Annotated in this window: 13 protein-coding genes; 9 read left to right on the top strand and 4 right to left on the bottom strand. The window is 60.3% G+C overall.

Features of this window, described 5'->3' with window-relative positions; translation table 11 throughout:
• The first annotated feature begins 196 nt into the window (after positions 1–196).
• The 6 genes from B2828_RS15575 (at position 197) to B2828_RS15600 (ending at position 5880) form a co-directional block, all read left to right on the top strand.
• Complete coding sequence (locus B2828_RS15575) at positions 197–412, top strand: helix-turn-helix domain-containing protein (RefSeq protein ID WP_479634693.1); 216 nt, start codon at positions 197–199, stop codon at positions 410–412.
• A gap of 71 nt (positions 413–483) precedes the next feature.
• Positions 484–1437 carry an HPr(Ser) kinase/phosphatase gene (hprK, locus tag B2828_RS15580; protein ID WP_479634694.1) on the top strand — a complete coding sequence of 318 codons (954 nt, stop codon included), beginning with the start codon at positions 484–486 and terminating at the stop codon, positions 1435–1437.
• Complete coding sequence (locus B2828_RS15585; RefSeq protein WP_479634695.1) at positions 1437–1745, top strand: HPr family phosphocarrier protein; 309 nt, start codon at positions 1437–1439, stop codon at positions 1743–1745. The genes hprK and B2828_RS15585 overlap by 1 nt, the downstream gene beginning before the upstream one ends.
• Positions 1746–1911: 166 nt before the next feature.
• Positions 1912–3678 carry a phosphoenolpyruvate--protein phosphotransferase gene (ptsP, locus tag B2828_RS15590; RefSeq protein ID WP_479634696.1) on the top strand — a complete coding sequence of 589 codons (1767 nt, stop codon included), beginning with the start codon at positions 1912–1914 and terminating at the stop codon, positions 3676–3678.
• A 90-nt stretch (positions 3679–3768) separates the two neighbouring features.
• On the top strand, positions 3769–4971 hold the full coding sequence (locus tag B2828_RS15595) for a glycosyltransferase (RefSeq protein WP_479634697.1): 1203 nt from the start codon (positions 3769–3771) through the stop codon (positions 4969–4971).
• A 147-nt stretch (positions 4972–5118) separates the two neighbouring features.
• Positions 5119–5880 carry a sigma-70 family RNA polymerase sigma factor gene (locus B2828_RS15600; RefSeq protein WP_479634698.1) on the top strand — a complete coding sequence of 254 codons (762 nt, stop codon included), beginning with the start codon at positions 5119–5121 and terminating at the stop codon, positions 5878–5880.
• A 92-nt stretch (positions 5881–5972) separates the two neighbouring features.
• On the opposite strand, the gene B2828_RS15605 is transcribed toward B2828_RS15600, so the two are convergent.
• A complete protein-coding gene (locus B2828_RS15605) occupies positions 5973–6284 on the bottom strand; it encodes a hypothetical protein (RefSeq protein WP_479634699.1) in 312 nt (103 codons plus the stop codon).
• 98 nt (positions 6285–6382) lie between these two features.
• On the opposite strand from B2828_RS15605, the gene B2828_RS15610 reads away from it, so the two are divergent.
• Positions 6383–7492, top strand: a complete 1110-nt coding sequence (locus B2828_RS15610; protein WP_479634700.1) for an aminopeptidase — start codon at positions 6383–6385, stop codon at positions 7490–7492.
• Here B2828_RS15610 and B2828_RS15615 read toward each other — a convergent pair.
• Positions 7470–7760: a DUF2917 domain-containing protein gene (locus tag B2828_RS15615; protein ID WP_479634701.1), complete on the bottom strand. Its 291-nt coding sequence runs from the start codon at positions 7758–7760 to the stop codon at positions 7470–7472. The genes B2828_RS15610 and B2828_RS15615 overlap by 23 nt on opposite strands.
• A gap of 151 nt (positions 7761–7911) precedes the next feature.
• Between B2828_RS15615 and B2828_RS15620 the strand changes: the two genes are divergently transcribed.
• On the top strand, positions 7912–9351 hold the full coding sequence (locus B2828_RS15620; RefSeq protein WP_479634702.1) for an aminotransferase-like domain-containing protein: 1440 nt from the start codon (positions 7912–7914) through the stop codon (positions 9349–9351).
• A 451-nt stretch (positions 9352–9802) separates the two neighbouring features.
• On the opposite strand, the gene B2828_RS15625 is transcribed toward B2828_RS15620, so the two are convergent.
• Together B2828_RS15625 and B2828_RS15630 are read right to left on the bottom strand one after the other, a co-directional pair.
• The gene (locus B2828_RS15625) at positions 9803–11014 is read right to left on the bottom strand and encodes a tannase/feruloyl esterase family alpha/beta hydrolase (protein ID WP_479634703.1); all 1212 of its coding nucleotides are present in this window, start codon (positions 11012–11014) and stop codon (positions 9803–9805) included.
• Positions 11015–11974: 960 nt separating this feature from the next.
• The gene (locus B2828_RS15630) at positions 11975–13285 is read right to left on the bottom strand and encodes a glucose-1-phosphate adenylyltransferase (protein ID WP_479634704.1); all 1311 of its coding nucleotides are present in this window, start codon (positions 13283–13285) and stop codon (positions 11975–11977) included.
• Between the two features lie 141 nt (positions 13286–13426).
• Here B2828_RS15630 and glmS point away from each other — a divergent pair, with 141 nt between their 5' ends.
• Positions 13427–15274 (top strand): glutamine--fructose-6-phosphate transaminase (isomerizing), encoded by a 1848-nt coding sequence (gene glmS, locus B2828_RS15635; protein WP_479634705.1) that lies wholly within the window; start codon positions 13427–13429, stop codon positions 15272–15274.
• The last annotated feature ends 186 nt before the right edge of the window (positions 15275–15460 follow it).

A 15460-nucleotide genomic window follows, 5' to 3' on the forward strand; every position in this document is an offset into this window, starting at 1 on the left:
GCCTCGTTCCCAATCTCCAGATTGGGAACGTCTTTTTGGTGCGAAACTCTGTTTCGCAGCGGTGGGGGAGGGAATCGGAGATTCCAAGACAAGGACGTTACGAATCTGGAGATTCGTAACGAGGGAGCGGCAGGGGGCATTAAAACAGCACCATATATGAGGCCACGGATTCAGAAAAAGCAGGCACACTCCCGATGTGTCTGTACCTAAACAATTCGGCAAAAATCTTTCGCGATTGCGGGTTGAACACGGCCTGACACAATACCAACTGGCTGCCTATGCGGAGATTAGCCGTTCGTACTTGCAGCGGATTGAAAGCGGGCAATTCCAGCCAACCATCTCGGTGGCTCTTCGCTTGAAGCAAGCACTTGGTTGCTCGTGGGATGTGCTCATGGAAGGCGTGGAGGAGTAGTTCGATTCGGCCCGAGAATCCGTACGAATAAAATTCCTCAAGTTCCTGGGTTCCTGATAAACTTCCTTCCTGTGAAACCGAAGGGCAAATACCCCACCATCACCGTTGGCGACTTCTATACCCGCTACTCCGAGGCGCTCGGGATGACGCTCCTGGGGTCTGCCGCCGGGTTCGACCGCATCGTCAAGGAGCCGACCATCAACCGTCCCGGCCTGGCCCTTTCGGGCTTCTTTGACTACTTCGCCGCCAAGCGCATCCAGGTCCTGGGCGCGGCCGAGCTGGCCTACCTGCGCAAGTGCCCCCCGAACGAAGTCCGCGAACGCATTCGGGCTATCATCCGCCGCCGGGTGCCCTGCCTCGTCATTGCCCGGGGCAGCCGCCCGCCCAAGCACCTCCTGGAGGAGACCGAGGCCGGGCGCATCTCCGTTTTCCAGACCTCCATGGTCACCATGAACTTCATCAACGCCGCCACGCTGGCCCTCGAGCGGGAGTTCGCCCCGACGACCCTTGAGCACGGGAGCATGGTCGATATCCTGGGCGTCGGGACCCTCGTGCGGGGCTCGGCGGGCATCGGCAAAAGCGAGTGCGTCCTGGGCCTCCTGGAGCGGGGCTATCCCCTCATCGCCGACGACGTCACCCGCCTGCGGTTAATCGACAGCCGACATTTAGTTGGCACCGCCCCGGATTTAACCCGCCACCACATGGAGGTCCGCGGCGTAGGAATCATCAATGTTTCCTCCATGTTTGGCATCCGCGCCGTGCGGGTGGAGAAGGTTCTCGATTTGATCGTCACGTTAAAAGACTGGCAAGAATTAGAAGAGCCGGATAGAATAGGCCTCAACCAACAATTTCACGAGATACTGGGCATCCAAGTCCCTCACATTACTATCCCTGTGCGTATTGGCCGGGATCTTTCGCGCTTAGTCGAAGTTGCCGCGCTGGATCAAAAGCTCAAGAGCATGGGGCAGGATAGTGCGAAGGAGTTTAATGACCGGCTCTTGAATTCAATGCAGAGAAAACCGTAATGGGCCTACTAAGCCGTAAAACCACGAGTAACCAAGACCAGACCGCAGCGAAAGAGTTCACCATCCTCAACCGCCTGGGGCTGCATGCCCGTCCCTCGGCGATGTTTGTGAAGGCAGCCAATCGCTTTAAGGCCGAGGTGTGGGTTGAAAAAGACGGCGAGCAAGTCAATGGCAAGAGCATCATGGGCCTCATGATGCTGGCCGCGGGCCAAGGCTCCAAACTGGTCGTCACCTGCGAGGGGGGCGACGCCGAGCAAGCACTGGCCGAAATCGAGTCGCTCATCCAGCGCCGTTTCGACGAGGAGTAGGCCGGAATTCTCAAGAGACCCCCTTGAGAGATCCCTGGCTAGATCCCCTAAGAGGGCCGGGCGTTTGCGAAAATTTCTTTCAAGCAAACGCGCTAATCCCTTGCAGGCGGCTTAATTTGGCGCAAAACTCTGCATTCGCGCGGCCAGAACTTGACCGCGAAACCCAATGAGCGATACCCAGCAGCGAGTAGAACGACGTTTCCATGGTGTGGGCGTATCGCCCGGCATTGCTCGTGGAACCGTCTTCGTACTCCGGCCGGAGGACGAGGAAGCCCCCTCCCGCAGAATCGAGGACTGGGAGGTCCCCGGGGAAGTCGCCCGCTTCGAGGCCGCCCTGCTCCAGACCCGCGAGCAGATCGTCGAAATGCAGAACCGGATCGCCGGGGCCATCGGCGCGAAGGACGCCAGCATCTTTGACGCGCATCTGCTGGTCGTCGAGGACCGCACCCTCATCGACGAAGTGCTGCGCACGCTGGACCGCGACCAGTACAACATCGAGTACATTTTCCAACAAGTCGCCAACCGCTACGCCAAGACGCTGAGCGAGATCGACGACCCCTACCTGCGCGAGCGCGCCCTCGACATCAACGACGTCTGCCGCCGCGTGGTGCGCAACCTGATGGGCAAGGACCCCCGCAGCGCCTCGCAGATCGACGTGCCGCACATCCTGGTGGCCCATAACCTGACGCCCTCGGACACGGCCCAGCTCAACCGCAAACTGGTCCTCGGCTTCGCCACCGACGTCGGCAGCCGCACCTCGCACACGGCCATCATGGCCCGGTCGCTCAACATCCCGGCGGTGGTGGCCCTGCACAACGTCAGCGACTCGCTCCTTTCCGGCGACCATGTCCTCCTGGACGGCTACAGCGGGCTCTTAATCGTCAACCCGAGCGACCAGACCCTCTGGGAGTACGGCGAGCTGGAGGTCAAAAAAACCGAGGTCGAGGACAAGCTGGAGGCCCTGCGCGAGACCGTCTCCACCACGCTGGATGGCCGCCACATTACCCTTTCCGCCAATATCGAACTGCCGAGCGACATCGACTTGGTCAAGCAGAGCGGCGCGGAGGGCATCGGCCTCTACCGGACGGAATTTTTCTACATCAACAAGAACGAGCTGCCCAACGAAGAGGAGCAGTACGAGAACTACCTCGCCGTGGCCAAGGAGATCCCCGACCAGTCGGTGATCATCCGCACGCTCGACTTAGGGGGCGACAAATTCATGAGCGCCTTGCAGCTCCCCTCTGAGCTGAACCCGTTCCTCGGCTGGCGCGCCATCCGCTTCTGCCTGGAGCGCGTCGATGTCTTCAAGACCCAGCTGCGCGCCATCCTGCGGGCCAGCGCCTTGGGGAACATTCGCATGATGTTCCCGATGATCTCCGGCGTGGACGAGCTGCGCCGGGCGAACGCCGTGCTGGAAGAGTGCCGCCAGGAACTCCGCGAGAAGGGCATCCCGTTCAACGAGCACATGGAAGTGGGCGCGATGATCGAAGTGCCCAGCGCCGCGCTCGTGGCCGACCTGCTGGCCAAGGAAGTCGATTTTTTCAGCATCGGGACCAATGACTTGATCCAGTACACGATCGCCGTGGACCGGATCAACGAGCGCATTGCCCACCTTTACGAGCCGACCCACCCGGCGATCATCCGGCTGATCAAGATGATCGTCAACGCGGCCCATGCCCACAACTTGTGGGTGGGCGTCTGCGGTGAAATGGCGGGCGAGATCGCGCTGACGCCACTCTTGGTGGGCCTCGGCGTGGACGAGCTAAGCACCGGAGCCGCGCTGGTGCCCCGGGTGAAGCGGGCCGTGCAAAGCCTCGATATCGGCGTCTGCTTGCAGCTCGTCGACGAGGTGAAGAACATGGAGTCCGCCGAAGCGATTTTGGAGAAGTGCGAGGCCATTGCCAAAGCGCACTATCCGGAGTTGATGGTGTAGAGGCGGCTCCGTCTCAACCATGGCCAACCCCCGGGCTTGACCGGGGTTTACCGTAAGACCGTCGCGGAATGGGTTGCCGTTTTCTGAGGTATGGAGATCGACACCCAAGGACCGCGGTCCAATTCCCGGCAAAATGCAGGCAGCTATCCCCTGATTGTTCACTCCCATCTGAGCTGGGACTGGGTCTGGCAGCGCCCCCAGCAGTTCCTCTCCCGGCTCTCCACCCGGCACCGGGTGCTTTTCCTGGAAGGGCCCTATCCGGATGAGAGGGTTGCCGAGCCGTGCACGATCTTAAGCGAGGTGCCGCAGTACCCCAATGTCACGGTGCTCCGTTCCCTGATGCCCGTGCGACGCTGGCGGGATGGCGCGTGGGTCGACGAGGAGCGCTTCCGGCTGGTGGCGACGCTGCTTTCCGGGCCGCTGGGGGAGGAGTTCCGCGATCCCGTGCAGTGGTTCTACGATCCGATGGCGGTAACGGCTTTCGCGGGGCGGCTGGGGGAAATCGCGGTCGTCTACGATTGCATGGACGAGCTTTCGCAGTTCAAGGGGGCTCCGGCGGAGCTGGTGAAGCGCGAGCGGGAGCTCCTGGCGCTGGCCGATGTGGTTTTCGCGGGTGGGCCGAAGATCCACGAGGCCAAGTCGGCGCTGCATGCGAATTGTTACGCCTTTGGCTGCGGCGTGGACGAGCATCATTTCGGCCTGGCGCGCAATGGCTCGGCGGTGTTGCCGGAGGATCTTGCTCATTTGCAGGGCCCGGTGCTCGGGTTTTTCGGCGTGGTGGATGAGCGGATGGATTACGAGCTGGTGGCGCGGATCGCCGACTGCGAGCCGTCGTGGAACCTGGTGATGGTGGGGCCGCGTACCAAGGTTGAGGAGAGCGTGCTGCCCCGGCGCGCCAATATCCATTGGCTGGGCGGGCGTGACTATGCCCAGCTACCGCACTACGCCAGTCGGTTCAATGTCTGCCTGATGCCGTTCGCCATCAACGCGGCGACGGAATACATCAACCCGACCAAGGCGCTGGAATACATGGCCACGGGGAGGCCGATTGTCTCCTCGGCCATTGAGGATGTGGAGCGGCAGTTCAGCGACGTAGCGCATGTGGCGCATTCGCACGAGGAGTTTATCGCCCTGTGCCGTCAGGTGCTCGACAGCCCGGACCCGGAGCGGATTCAACAGGGCATCGAGCTGGCCAAGCTGCACTCCTGGGATGCCGTGGTGGCCCGGCTGGAGCGGCATGTCGATGACGTGGTGGAAGGGCGCGCGGGGAAGTCGGAAGGGACGGCGGCGTGAGGCGTGCTCGGGCGTGATGCCGGGCAGACGTTTATGACCTTTTTCATGACACTCCGGGAGGGGTGAAGAGGCGGCTTCCCCTGTAAAATGGAGGATGGCACGGCGGTCGCTCTCTCTTCTCTCATTAAGAAATCAGAGGGAGGGGTTATGAAAATGGATCTCTGTCGGGATGATCACGAAATATTGACTGAAGTCGAAGAAGGCACGGAAGCGGTGGACGCCGTGGAGGCGGCGGACGCTGTGGAGGCGGTTGAACCCGTGGAGCCCACGGAGGAACCGGAGGAGACGCTGCCCGCAACGCACGCCTATCGCCGCCGGGGAGCCCGTAAGGCTGCCCAGGATGACGAGACGGACGAGGCGCTCATGACACGGGTGGCGACGGGCGATCCCCGGGCGCTGGAGAAGCTTTTCGACCGGCACGCGGGTGTTGTCAAAAGCGTCATCTTCAAAATCATCCACAACGAGGCCGAGGCCGAGGATGTGCTGATGGAGGTGTTTTTCGAGGCGTGGAACCATGCGTCGAAATACTCGGCGGAAAAGGGCAAGGCGCTCGGGTGGCTGGTGACGATGGCGCGGCGGCGCGGTATCGACCGGCTGCGCAAACGCCAGAGCTATTCCCGCGCGACGGATCGCCTGGAAGTCGAGGTGAAGCACGATCCGGCGGCGTGGATCTCGGGCCGCGATGACGGCGATTCGGAGAGCGCCGATGTGCGGGCCTTCATCCAGGCACGCATGGCCGAGCTGCCTCAGTTTCAGCGCGAAGCGATCGAGTACGCGTTCTTCAAAGGCATGAGCCAGCGTGAGATTGCTGCCCATACGGGCATCCCGCTGGGCACCATTAAGACGCGCATCGAGCTGGGGCTCAAGAAGCTGAGTCTCTCGCTCGAAGTACTCGCGGGGGAGCTCTGAAAAGCTGGACTTGGGAGACGGGGAGAGATGAGGAGACCCGGGGATGGCGCGCTGGTCGCGTCTCTTGGTCTCCTTGTCTCCCGTGTCTTCTGCTAGTGGGCTACGCGGGCGCGGAATTCCACCATGCGCGCGTTGAGGTCCATGAGGGCGGTTTTGATGCCCTGGTAGGTCTTGCCGGTCTTGCGAACGGCTCCCGAACCAACCAGCGATTGAAGCTTTTCGTAGGCCCGAAGGCGGAGCATTTCCTCGCCGCCGCTTGCGGCATTGCGCGCCCGAAGGTTCGCGTAGAGGACTTCAAACAAAGCCTTGAATTCGAACGGATTATTTTTAAGAAGCACCGCGACCAGCTCTTCCGTAATCGTGTCAGGGCCCCGTCGCGAGAAGCCGCTGGAAGTTTGGTTCATCCTTTCCATTACCATGATCCCGGGCAAAATGCGAGCAAAGATCACGTTGCGTTTGAAAAGTTTGCATTTATCTGGTGGCCTGGGCCACACTTCCACCTATGCACGACCCACGTTTTGACAAGCTCGCGGCGGCGCTCGTCGGTTTTTCAACGGCGCTGAAAAAAGGCGATAGAATTTTGATCGACGCCTTCGACATTCCCGAGGAAATGACGGTGGCCTTGATCCGCGCGGCTCGCGCGCTGGGGGCCGATCCCTTGGTGCAGGTGCACCAGGCCCGGGTGGCCCGCGAGATGGCGCGCGAGGCGGGAGCCGCGCAGTATGACGTGATTGCCGAGTTGGAGCTGGCCCGGATGCAAAAGGTGGACGCCTATGTTGCCGTGCGCGGCAGCCACAACATCGCGGAGATGAGCGACATTCCCGCCGACCGCATGAAGCTCGTTTCGCAGAAGATGAAGCCGGTCCTGGATCACCGCGTGGGGAAGACCCGCTGGTGTGTGCTGCGCTGGCCCTCGCCCGCTATGGCGCAGCAGGCCGGGATGAGCACGGAGCAGTTTGAGGATTTTTATTTCAACGTTTGCACCCTGGACTACGCCCGGATGCAGCCCGGCATGGCGGCGCTGGCCGCGTGGATGATGCGCTCGGACAAGGTGGAGATCAAAGGCCCGGGCACGGAGCTCACGTTCTCCATCAAGGGCATCCCGGCGATCCCGTGCGGCGGCAAGCACAATATCCCCGATGGCGAGGTTTTCACCGCGCCGGTGCGCGACTCGGTGCAGGGGGTTATCACGTTTAACGCGCCGACGATTTACCAGGGGACGCCGTTTGACGCGATCCGGCTGGAGTTCAAGGACGGCAAGGTGGTGAACGCCACGGGCAACAATACCAAGCGGCTCAACGAGATCCTCGACTCGGACGCGGGGGCGCGCTACGTGGGCGAGTTTTCCTTCGCGTTTAACCCGTACATTCTCCACCCGATGCGGGATATTTTGTTCGACGAGAAGATTTCCGGCTCGTTCCACTTCACGCCGGGCCAGGCCTACGAGAACGCCGATAACGGCAACCGCTCGCAGGTCCACTGGGACATGGTCAATATCCAGCGCGAGGATTACGGCGGCGGCACGATTCACCTCGACGGCGTGCTGGTGCGCGAGAACGGGCGCTTCGTGCCGGAGGAACTCCAGGCGCTCAATCCAGAAAATCTGGTGTAGGCGATGCGTCCAGCGGCGTGACTCGGACGAGCGCCGCGCTCAGCGACTCCACGAGCACCAGGCCGTGGCCTTCCGTCTCGGCGGCTTCGCCCCGCTCAAGGACGAGGTCGCGAGGGTCGCCCTCCTGGGTGATCCAGACTTTGCCGCCGCGGCATTCGATGTGAAAGCCTCCGCCATCCCCCGGGATGCGGAGGAGGTCCCCTTGGGCGAGGAACTGGACCGGCGAAACCTGGCACGGGCCGGGCAGGGTGGTTTCCGGAGTGATCATGCCCCAAGGGTAAGCTGGAAAGCGGGAGCGGAACAGATTCAGAGCGCGAGGTTTCGGGCCAGTACAGCGGCGCTGGTCGTGGACTGTGCTCCTCGGTTTTTTGCTGAACTGTGACTGTGCTTGTGCCGGTTTGGGGGTAAGCTGCGGGTTGATGACCACGCCCTCTGCCGAAAAGCCGCTGTTGTACGAGGAGCTTGCGGCGCAGCTCCGGGGGATGATTGGCAACGGGACGCTGCGCGCCGGGGAGCGGATTCCCTCCGTGCGGCGTATGGCGCGCCAGCGGCGGGTGAGTATTTCGACGGTGCTCCAGGCCTACGGGGTTTTGGAGAATGAGCGGGCGATCGAGGCGCGGCCGCAGTCTGGCTATTTCGTGCGGCCCCGGGGCTGGAATCGACCCGAGGAACCCGGGATGTCCCGGCCCGCGCCCAAGCCGACCTCGGTGCATGTCAGCGAGCTTTCCCTCCAGGTGATGCGGCTCATGGAAATGACGCATGACCCGAATGCGGTGAAATTCGGCGCGGCGCTGCCCTGCCCGGAGTGGCTCCCCTCGGCGGCGCTCAACCGGATGATGGCGGCGGCGGGACGGCGGCGCAGCGACGGCGGGACGGGCTACGAGATCGTGCCGGGCAGCCAGGCGCTGCGCGTGCAGATCGCCCGGCGCGCGCTGGAAAACGGCACGGCGCTTTCAGCCGATGACGTGATTGTTACCTGCGGCGGCACCGAGGCGCTCTATTTATGCCTGCGGGCGGTGGCCCAGGCCGGGGACACGATTGCCATTGAATCGCCCTCTTACTTCGGGGTGCTGACGTGCATCGAATCCCTCGGAATGAAGGCGCTGGAGATCCCCACGCACCCGCGCGATGGCGTGAGCCTGGAGGCGCTGGCCTTTGCGCTGGAGAGCCAGCCGGTGAAGGCGTGCGTTTTCGTGCCCAATTTCCACAATCCGCTGGGCTGTTGCACGAGCGATGAGCACAAGCGGCAGCTGGCGGAGATGCTGGCGCGCCGGGAGATTCCGCTCATCGAGGACGATACTTATGGGGAGATCGCGTTTAGCCCCTACCGGCCCAAGACGGTCAAATCCTTCGACCGCAATGGGCTGGTGCTCCTGTGCGGTTCGTTTTCCAAGACCTTGGCACCGGGGTATCGCGTCGGCTGGGCGGCCCCGGGGCGCTTCCGGGAGAAGGTGACGCACCTCAAGATGGTCAGCTCGCTGGGCAACGCTACGCTGCCGGAGCTGGCCATTGCCGATTACCTGGCGACCGGGGGCTACGAGCATCATTTGCGCAAATTGCGGAAGCTTTACGCGGAACAGACGACGCTGCTCACTCGGGCCATTGGCGAACATTTCCCCGAGGGGACCCGGGTGACGCGTCCGGCGGGCGGCCAGGTGCTGTGGGTGGAGTTGCCGGAGTCCATCGACGCGATGGAGCTGTTCTACCGGGCGCTGGAGCGGAATATCAGCATCGCGCCCGGCCCGATTTTTTCGCCCAAGCAGAAGTACCGTAATTTTATCCGGCTCAACGCAGGCGTCTCGTGGAACGAGCGCACGGAGGCCGCGCTGGTCGAGCTGGGCCGGATGATGCGGGCGTGAGGCGGGGACAGCTTCCTAATCCGCGTAAGTCGTTGTAATCAAGGCAGCGTTTCGCCGTCATGTGTGCCATGGGGCATCTCGATGTGTGACACTTAACCGATTCGTCGGCAAGGAATTTCATTGATTGAGTTCCTTCTACCGCTTATCCTAGCCTCGCGTATTCGGGCGGTCTTCCACTCCATCGGCGTGCTCGCTTTGATTTCCGCGGAAAGCGCGGACTCGGCCAGCGCTTCGGTCAGGCTCACACTGGGTTCGAGTGGGGGCGGAGCATCTATTTCGATCGGCTTATTCCCAAGCCCTTGGTGCGGCCTGCGGTATTGTAATTCTCCTCGAATTCGTGGAGTAGAGAAACCAGATGGTTCTCTCGAAATACAGCGAAATGGTCCCAACACTCGCTTTTTACTGACTGCACAAACTTTAGGAGGAGGGTCGCCTTTCCAACCCTAATTAACTATTCAACCGCAGAAGGTCTGAACCGCTCCGATATCCGTTCGACACCGCCACGAGGCCCCTCAACAGATTTGAAGCTAGCGGTATCGCTATCCCACCCAGTTTTTGCCGGATATGGATAGATAGGCATATCTAACTCGGTCTTACCATTAACTACGCGTCGGCCGTGGAACATATTTGGCGCATCACCCTTCTCTCGCCAATCGGAGACAAGACCACCTAAGTCCGGCAGATCCATTATTCCCGGCCCTGATCCGTGACCCATTCCTGGTACAATGAAGAATCTGAAAAACGACTTTACTCGATCAATCGCCCCAAAATACTCGATCACCCGTTCATAATAATCAATGGAAGCGTGATACGGAACGCATGAATCCGCAGACCCGAGGAGCATAATCATCTTGCCTCCATGTTTTTCAAATTGGCTCAAGTCGGGATTTTCTGCATTAAGGTAAGGTCCCAGTGCGGCTGTATAGGTATCGATATCGTTTCCAAAATTGATATCCGCAAGGTTCTTATTTGCGCCAAAGACCCATTTGAAAAGGTAGAGATTCCCGTGCGCACCTTCGAAGGAACTGCCAAAAGGAATGCCACAGAATATACGTTCGCCTGTAATAGCATGTCTCGGACCATCAAAGAGCTTTCGGAGAGCATCTACATGCTCACTCGTCAGAGTCGGATCCTTTTGCGCCGCCAAAGCAATCACAGCTTCAATATCTTTTTTTTCGCACCTCGGGTCAGAAACAAATTTCCCGGCAGAGGCGGGTATCTCCCGAGCAGCCATGTATTCATTTCCAGCAGCTATGATGTTGTTTTGCTGGGATTCCGTGAATGGACATTTCTTGAGAATCTGGTCGTTCCAGAGGAAATAGGCATGAAGAGGAGTGCGGCAATGCGCCGGGACGTTCGCAACAATCCCGTCGTAATCATTCGGATAGCGTTGCGCTTCCTGGAGAGCCTGTTGGCCGCCAGTAGAACGGCCGCTGAAATACGAATAGGCCGGATCCTTTCCGTAATATGCCTTAATCACCTGTTTTGCGACAACCGTCATTAGATGCGTTGCCCTAAACCCGAAGTCTTTCCAGACCTCTGGATTTCCGATTCCAACATCGGGGTTTGGCGCGGTTCCCATATCTGTCGTCGCCACAGCATATCCACGGCAAAGTGAACCAACCAGACTACTGACGGGAATGTGTCCTGCGGCCCCCCCCATTTCCGACGCCTACAAAACGGTTATTCCATTTTTCAACCTCTGGCAGCCAAATTTCAACATTGATGTTTGAGCCCTTCTCCGGATTAAGGACGACCTTTACGATGGTTCGCGGCGGTAAATTATTAAGTGTGCTTCCTTGGGGAGTTACTAGCGTTGGCGATAGGTTCCGTTCAGCGAGCACAACAGTGCCGACGTCGAGCTGCAATTTCCTAAGCTCGTCTACGCCGTCACTTTCCTCCGGTGGCGCAGCGAATACCAATCCAGCGCCACAAAGAAAAGCGGCCGCAATGCTGAAACATTTTGTTCGAACCGGTTGAAGGGGGGAGGGGTGAAGGATCATGATTCACTCACTTTCTGAAATTGGCGGATTTCAGGCAATCTGCAATAACTGCGCCTCGTTGCAAGACCTTGGAATCTGCTCGCACAACCTGTGGCGGTGTCTCGCTAATGACGCGATTGACTGCCTCAAACGCGGCATTGGTGAGTCCGCTTTCGCAGAAACCCAGGATGCCATCCCCGTGCTCCTTGCCCCCCCGGCAAGCGCGGCAGATTCAGGCCGTCTGCTACGGGCAGCCCTGCCGTGCCTTCGGGGAACTGTGGTTCCCTGGCGAATTACTTGTCACGAAGCGCATTGTCCTGTTTGCTATAGAGTTCCCGTAGGTCTTGCGGCACTCTCATGTTGAGGTAATAACGACTTTTCCGGCAGAGCAAACCGGACTGGCGAGGCATCGGAATAGGACGGCAATGTGTTTGGTCATGTGTGACAAAACGGCGTTTCCGATGCCTGATTATCAGGGACTTACTTGATTTCCAAGTGCTTACAAGGAAATGGCGGAAGGGGCGGACCTTCCGGCAATCGAGTTGCCGGAAAAGGTGCGTTCCCCAAAATCGGAGTTTGGGAACGAGAGGCAAAAGCTCCTGCCTTTGCCTCCGTGTCCTCTGTGCTCTCTGTGGTGAAATTTAAATCACCGTGCCTGCCGGGATCGTCGTGTTCTTCGGCACGATGATGATGCCTTCGCGGATGTAGTAGTTGGGGCCGTCGAAGTGGGTCGGTTTGCCCTTGGGGCTGATGGTCACGTTGTCGCCGATGCGCGCGTTCTTGTCGATGATCGCGTGGTCGATGTGGCAGTTGCGGCCGATGCCCAGCGGGGTGCAGCCGTCGGTGTTGTCGTGGAGGGCGAGGTCGGCGTCAAAGAAGTCGTTACCCATCAGGATGACGTCTTTAATCGTTGTGCCTGCCTTAATGTAGGAGCGCACGCCTACGACGGCGTGGTCGATCTCGGCGTCCGTGATGGTGCAGCCGTCGGAGATGATGGAGCGGTTGATGCGCGCTCCCTGCATCTTGCTGGCGGGCAGGAACCGGGCGTGGGTGTAGACGGGCCGCGTGGTGTCGAACATCGAGAAGGGGGGCTTTTCGTCGGTCAGCGCCAGGTTGGCGTTGAAGAAGGAGCGGATCGTTCCGATGTCCTCCCAGTAGCCCTGGAAGATGTAGGAGTGAACTTTGTAGTGCTCGATGGAGCGGGGGATGATGTGCTTGCCGAAGTCCACGAGGTCGTTGTCGAGCGCTTCGATGAGTGCCTGGCGGTTGAAGACGTAGATGCCCATGGAGGCCTGGAAGAGCTCCTCGCCGGGGTTGTGCCCGAGCTGCTCCATCAGGTTGCCAGGGATGCGCAGGCTGTCCAGCACGGCCGGGTCCTTCGGTTTTTCCACAAACCGGGTGATCTGCCGGGTGTCGTCGGTGTGCATGATGCCGAATTCGCTGGCGGCCTCGCGGTTGACGGGGATGGTGGCGATTGAGATGTCGGCTCCCTCCTGGATGTGCTGGTTGAGCAGGTCCCGGAAGTCCATGCGGTAGAGCTGGTCGCCGCTCAGGATCACGTAGTATTGGTAGGGGCGGCTGAGGAAGTTTTGCAGGTTTTGACGGACGGCGTCGGCGGTGCCCTGGTACCAGTGGGAGCCCGAGGGGGTCTGCTGCGCGGCGAGGATTTCCACGAACGAGCGCGAGAAGCGGTCAAATTTGTAGGCGCTCGCTATGTGCCGGTGCAACGATGCACTGTTGAACTGCGTGAGGACGTAAATGTGGCGTAAATCGGAGTTGATACAGTTGGAAATCGGGATGTCGACGATCCGGTACTTGCCGCCGAGCGGGACGGCCGGCTTGGAGCGGTCCTTGGTCAGGGGGAAGAGGCGGGTGCCTGCACCGCCGCCCATGATGATGGCCAGGGTGGAATGGGTGACTGAGGAGATTGTGGAGAAGTTCTGCGGATTCATTCTATTTTCCTTCGGGAGGCCTTCTTTTATGGAAACTGGTCGGCGATTTCCTACGGGTATCAGCGGAGAATTAGCTCGTGAAACGCCCGCTTGGCGATCATGTTGCCCTGCGCGGTAAAATTTGTCAGTATCGAAAAACTTATGTGTGGCATTATTGGTTACATCGGCAAATCCGAAGCGGCCCCCGTTCTGCTGGATGGCCTGCGGCGGCTGGAATATCGCGGTTACGACTCCGCGGGGCTCGCGACGCTTAACGGCCAGATCAGCATCCGCAAATGCAAGGGGCGCATTGCGAATCTTGCCGAGCTAATCGAACGGGAACCGGTTTGCGGTTCTGTCGGGATTTCGCACACTCGCTGGGCGACTCACGGCGGTGTGACGGACGAAAACGCTCACCCGCACTTTGACGAAAGCGGCAAGCTGGTTGTGGTCCACAATGGCGTGATCGAGAACTACCAGACCCTCAAGGAGCAGCTCATTGCCGAGGGGCACCACTTTAAGTCGCAGACGGATACCGAGGTGCTGGCGCACTTGATCGGGAAATATTTCGACGCGGCGGGCGGGGAAGCCACCGGCAAGCGGCTCGTGGAGGCCGTGCGCCATGCGCTCAAAGACGTGACAGGGACCTACGGGATCGCCGTGATGCACGAGGCCGTGCCCGGGACGCTCGTGGGGGCGCGCCGCGGCAGCCCGCTGGTGCTCGGCATCGGCAAGGGGGAGAACTTCCTGGCCAGCGACGTCTCGGCCATTGTCGGCCACACGCGCGAGGCGGTTTACCTGCGCGATTATGATGTTGTGGCGCTTACCGACGACAATTTCGAAGTCACTACGCTCAACGGCGGCGCTTCGGGATTTAAGGTCAGCAAGGTGGAGTTCTCCGAGGACGACGTGAACAAGGGGACCTACCCTCACTACATGCTCAAGGAGATCTTTGAGCAGCCCAACTCGCTTCAGGACGCCATGCGCGGACGCCTTTCCCTGGAGGAAGCCACGGCCAAGCTCGGCGGGCTCAACATGACCCCCACGGAGCTGCGCGACATCGAGCGCATTGTCCTGACCGGCTGCGGCACGGCGTGCCATGCGGCGATGGTCGGCGAATACGTCCTGGAAAACCTGGCGCACCTCCCCACCGAGGTGGAGTTCGCCAGCGAGTTCCGCTACCGGAATATGCCGATGAACAAGGACACGCTGGTCTTTGCCATCAGCCAGAGCGGCGAGACGGCTGATACGCTGGCGGCGCTGCGCGAGAGCATGCGCAAGGGCCACCGGACCCTCGGCATCTGTAACAACGTGGCCAGCACGATCGCCCGCGAGAGCGACGGCGGCGTCTACATGCATGCGGGGCCGGAGATCGGCGTCGCGGCGACCAAGTCCTTTACCTCCCAGGTGGCGGTCCTCACGCTCCTGGGCCTGCTCCTGGGGCGCATCCGGCACCTCTCCACGTCCGAGGGCATCCGGATCATCGAGGAGCTTCAGGCGATCCCGGACAAGGTCCGCCTGATCCTGGAGCAGAATGAGAAGATCAAAGAGATCGCCCACAAGTATTCCTACGCCAAGGCGATGATGTTCCTGGGCCGCCAGTTCAACTACCCAGTGGCGATGGAAGGGGCGCTGAAGATGAAGGAGATCAGCTACATCCACGCCGAGGGACACCCGAGCGCGGAGCTTAAGCACGGCGTCATCGCGCTAATCTCGCCGGAAGTCCCCTCGGTCTTCATCGCGCCGGACGACTCGGTGCTCGATAAGAACATTTCCAACATCGAGGAAGTGCGCGCCCGCAAGGGGCCGGTGCTCGCCATCGGCACGGAGGGCAACACGAAGCTCGCGAAGGTGGCCGACGATGTGATCTACATTCCGCGCTGCCCGGATTACCTTTCGCCGCTGCTGACGGTGATCCCGCTCCAGCTTTTTGCCTACCACACGGCGGTGAAGCTCGGGTGCGATGTTGATAAGCCGCGCAACCTGGCCAAGAGCGTTACGGTCGAGTAGTGGCCGCCGAGTTGGGGGATTCATTTCTCTAATGGATGAGAAATGAAATAATAAGGAGGCTGGCGCAGGTTCTTTTTGACAAAGTGGAGTTTAAGAGAACCTTACCCCCATGGCAAAACGGTTTTTCCCCCCGTATTGGCTTAAGAGGAGGGGTGGGGCCGCAAATGCCGGACCCACCACCCATTG

The organism is Spartobacteria bacterium UBA695 (assembly GCA_002298145.1).
Taxonomy (GTDB): domain Bacteria; phylum Verrucomicrobiota; class Verrucomicrobiia; order Chthoniobacterales; family Chthoniobacteraceae; genus UBA695.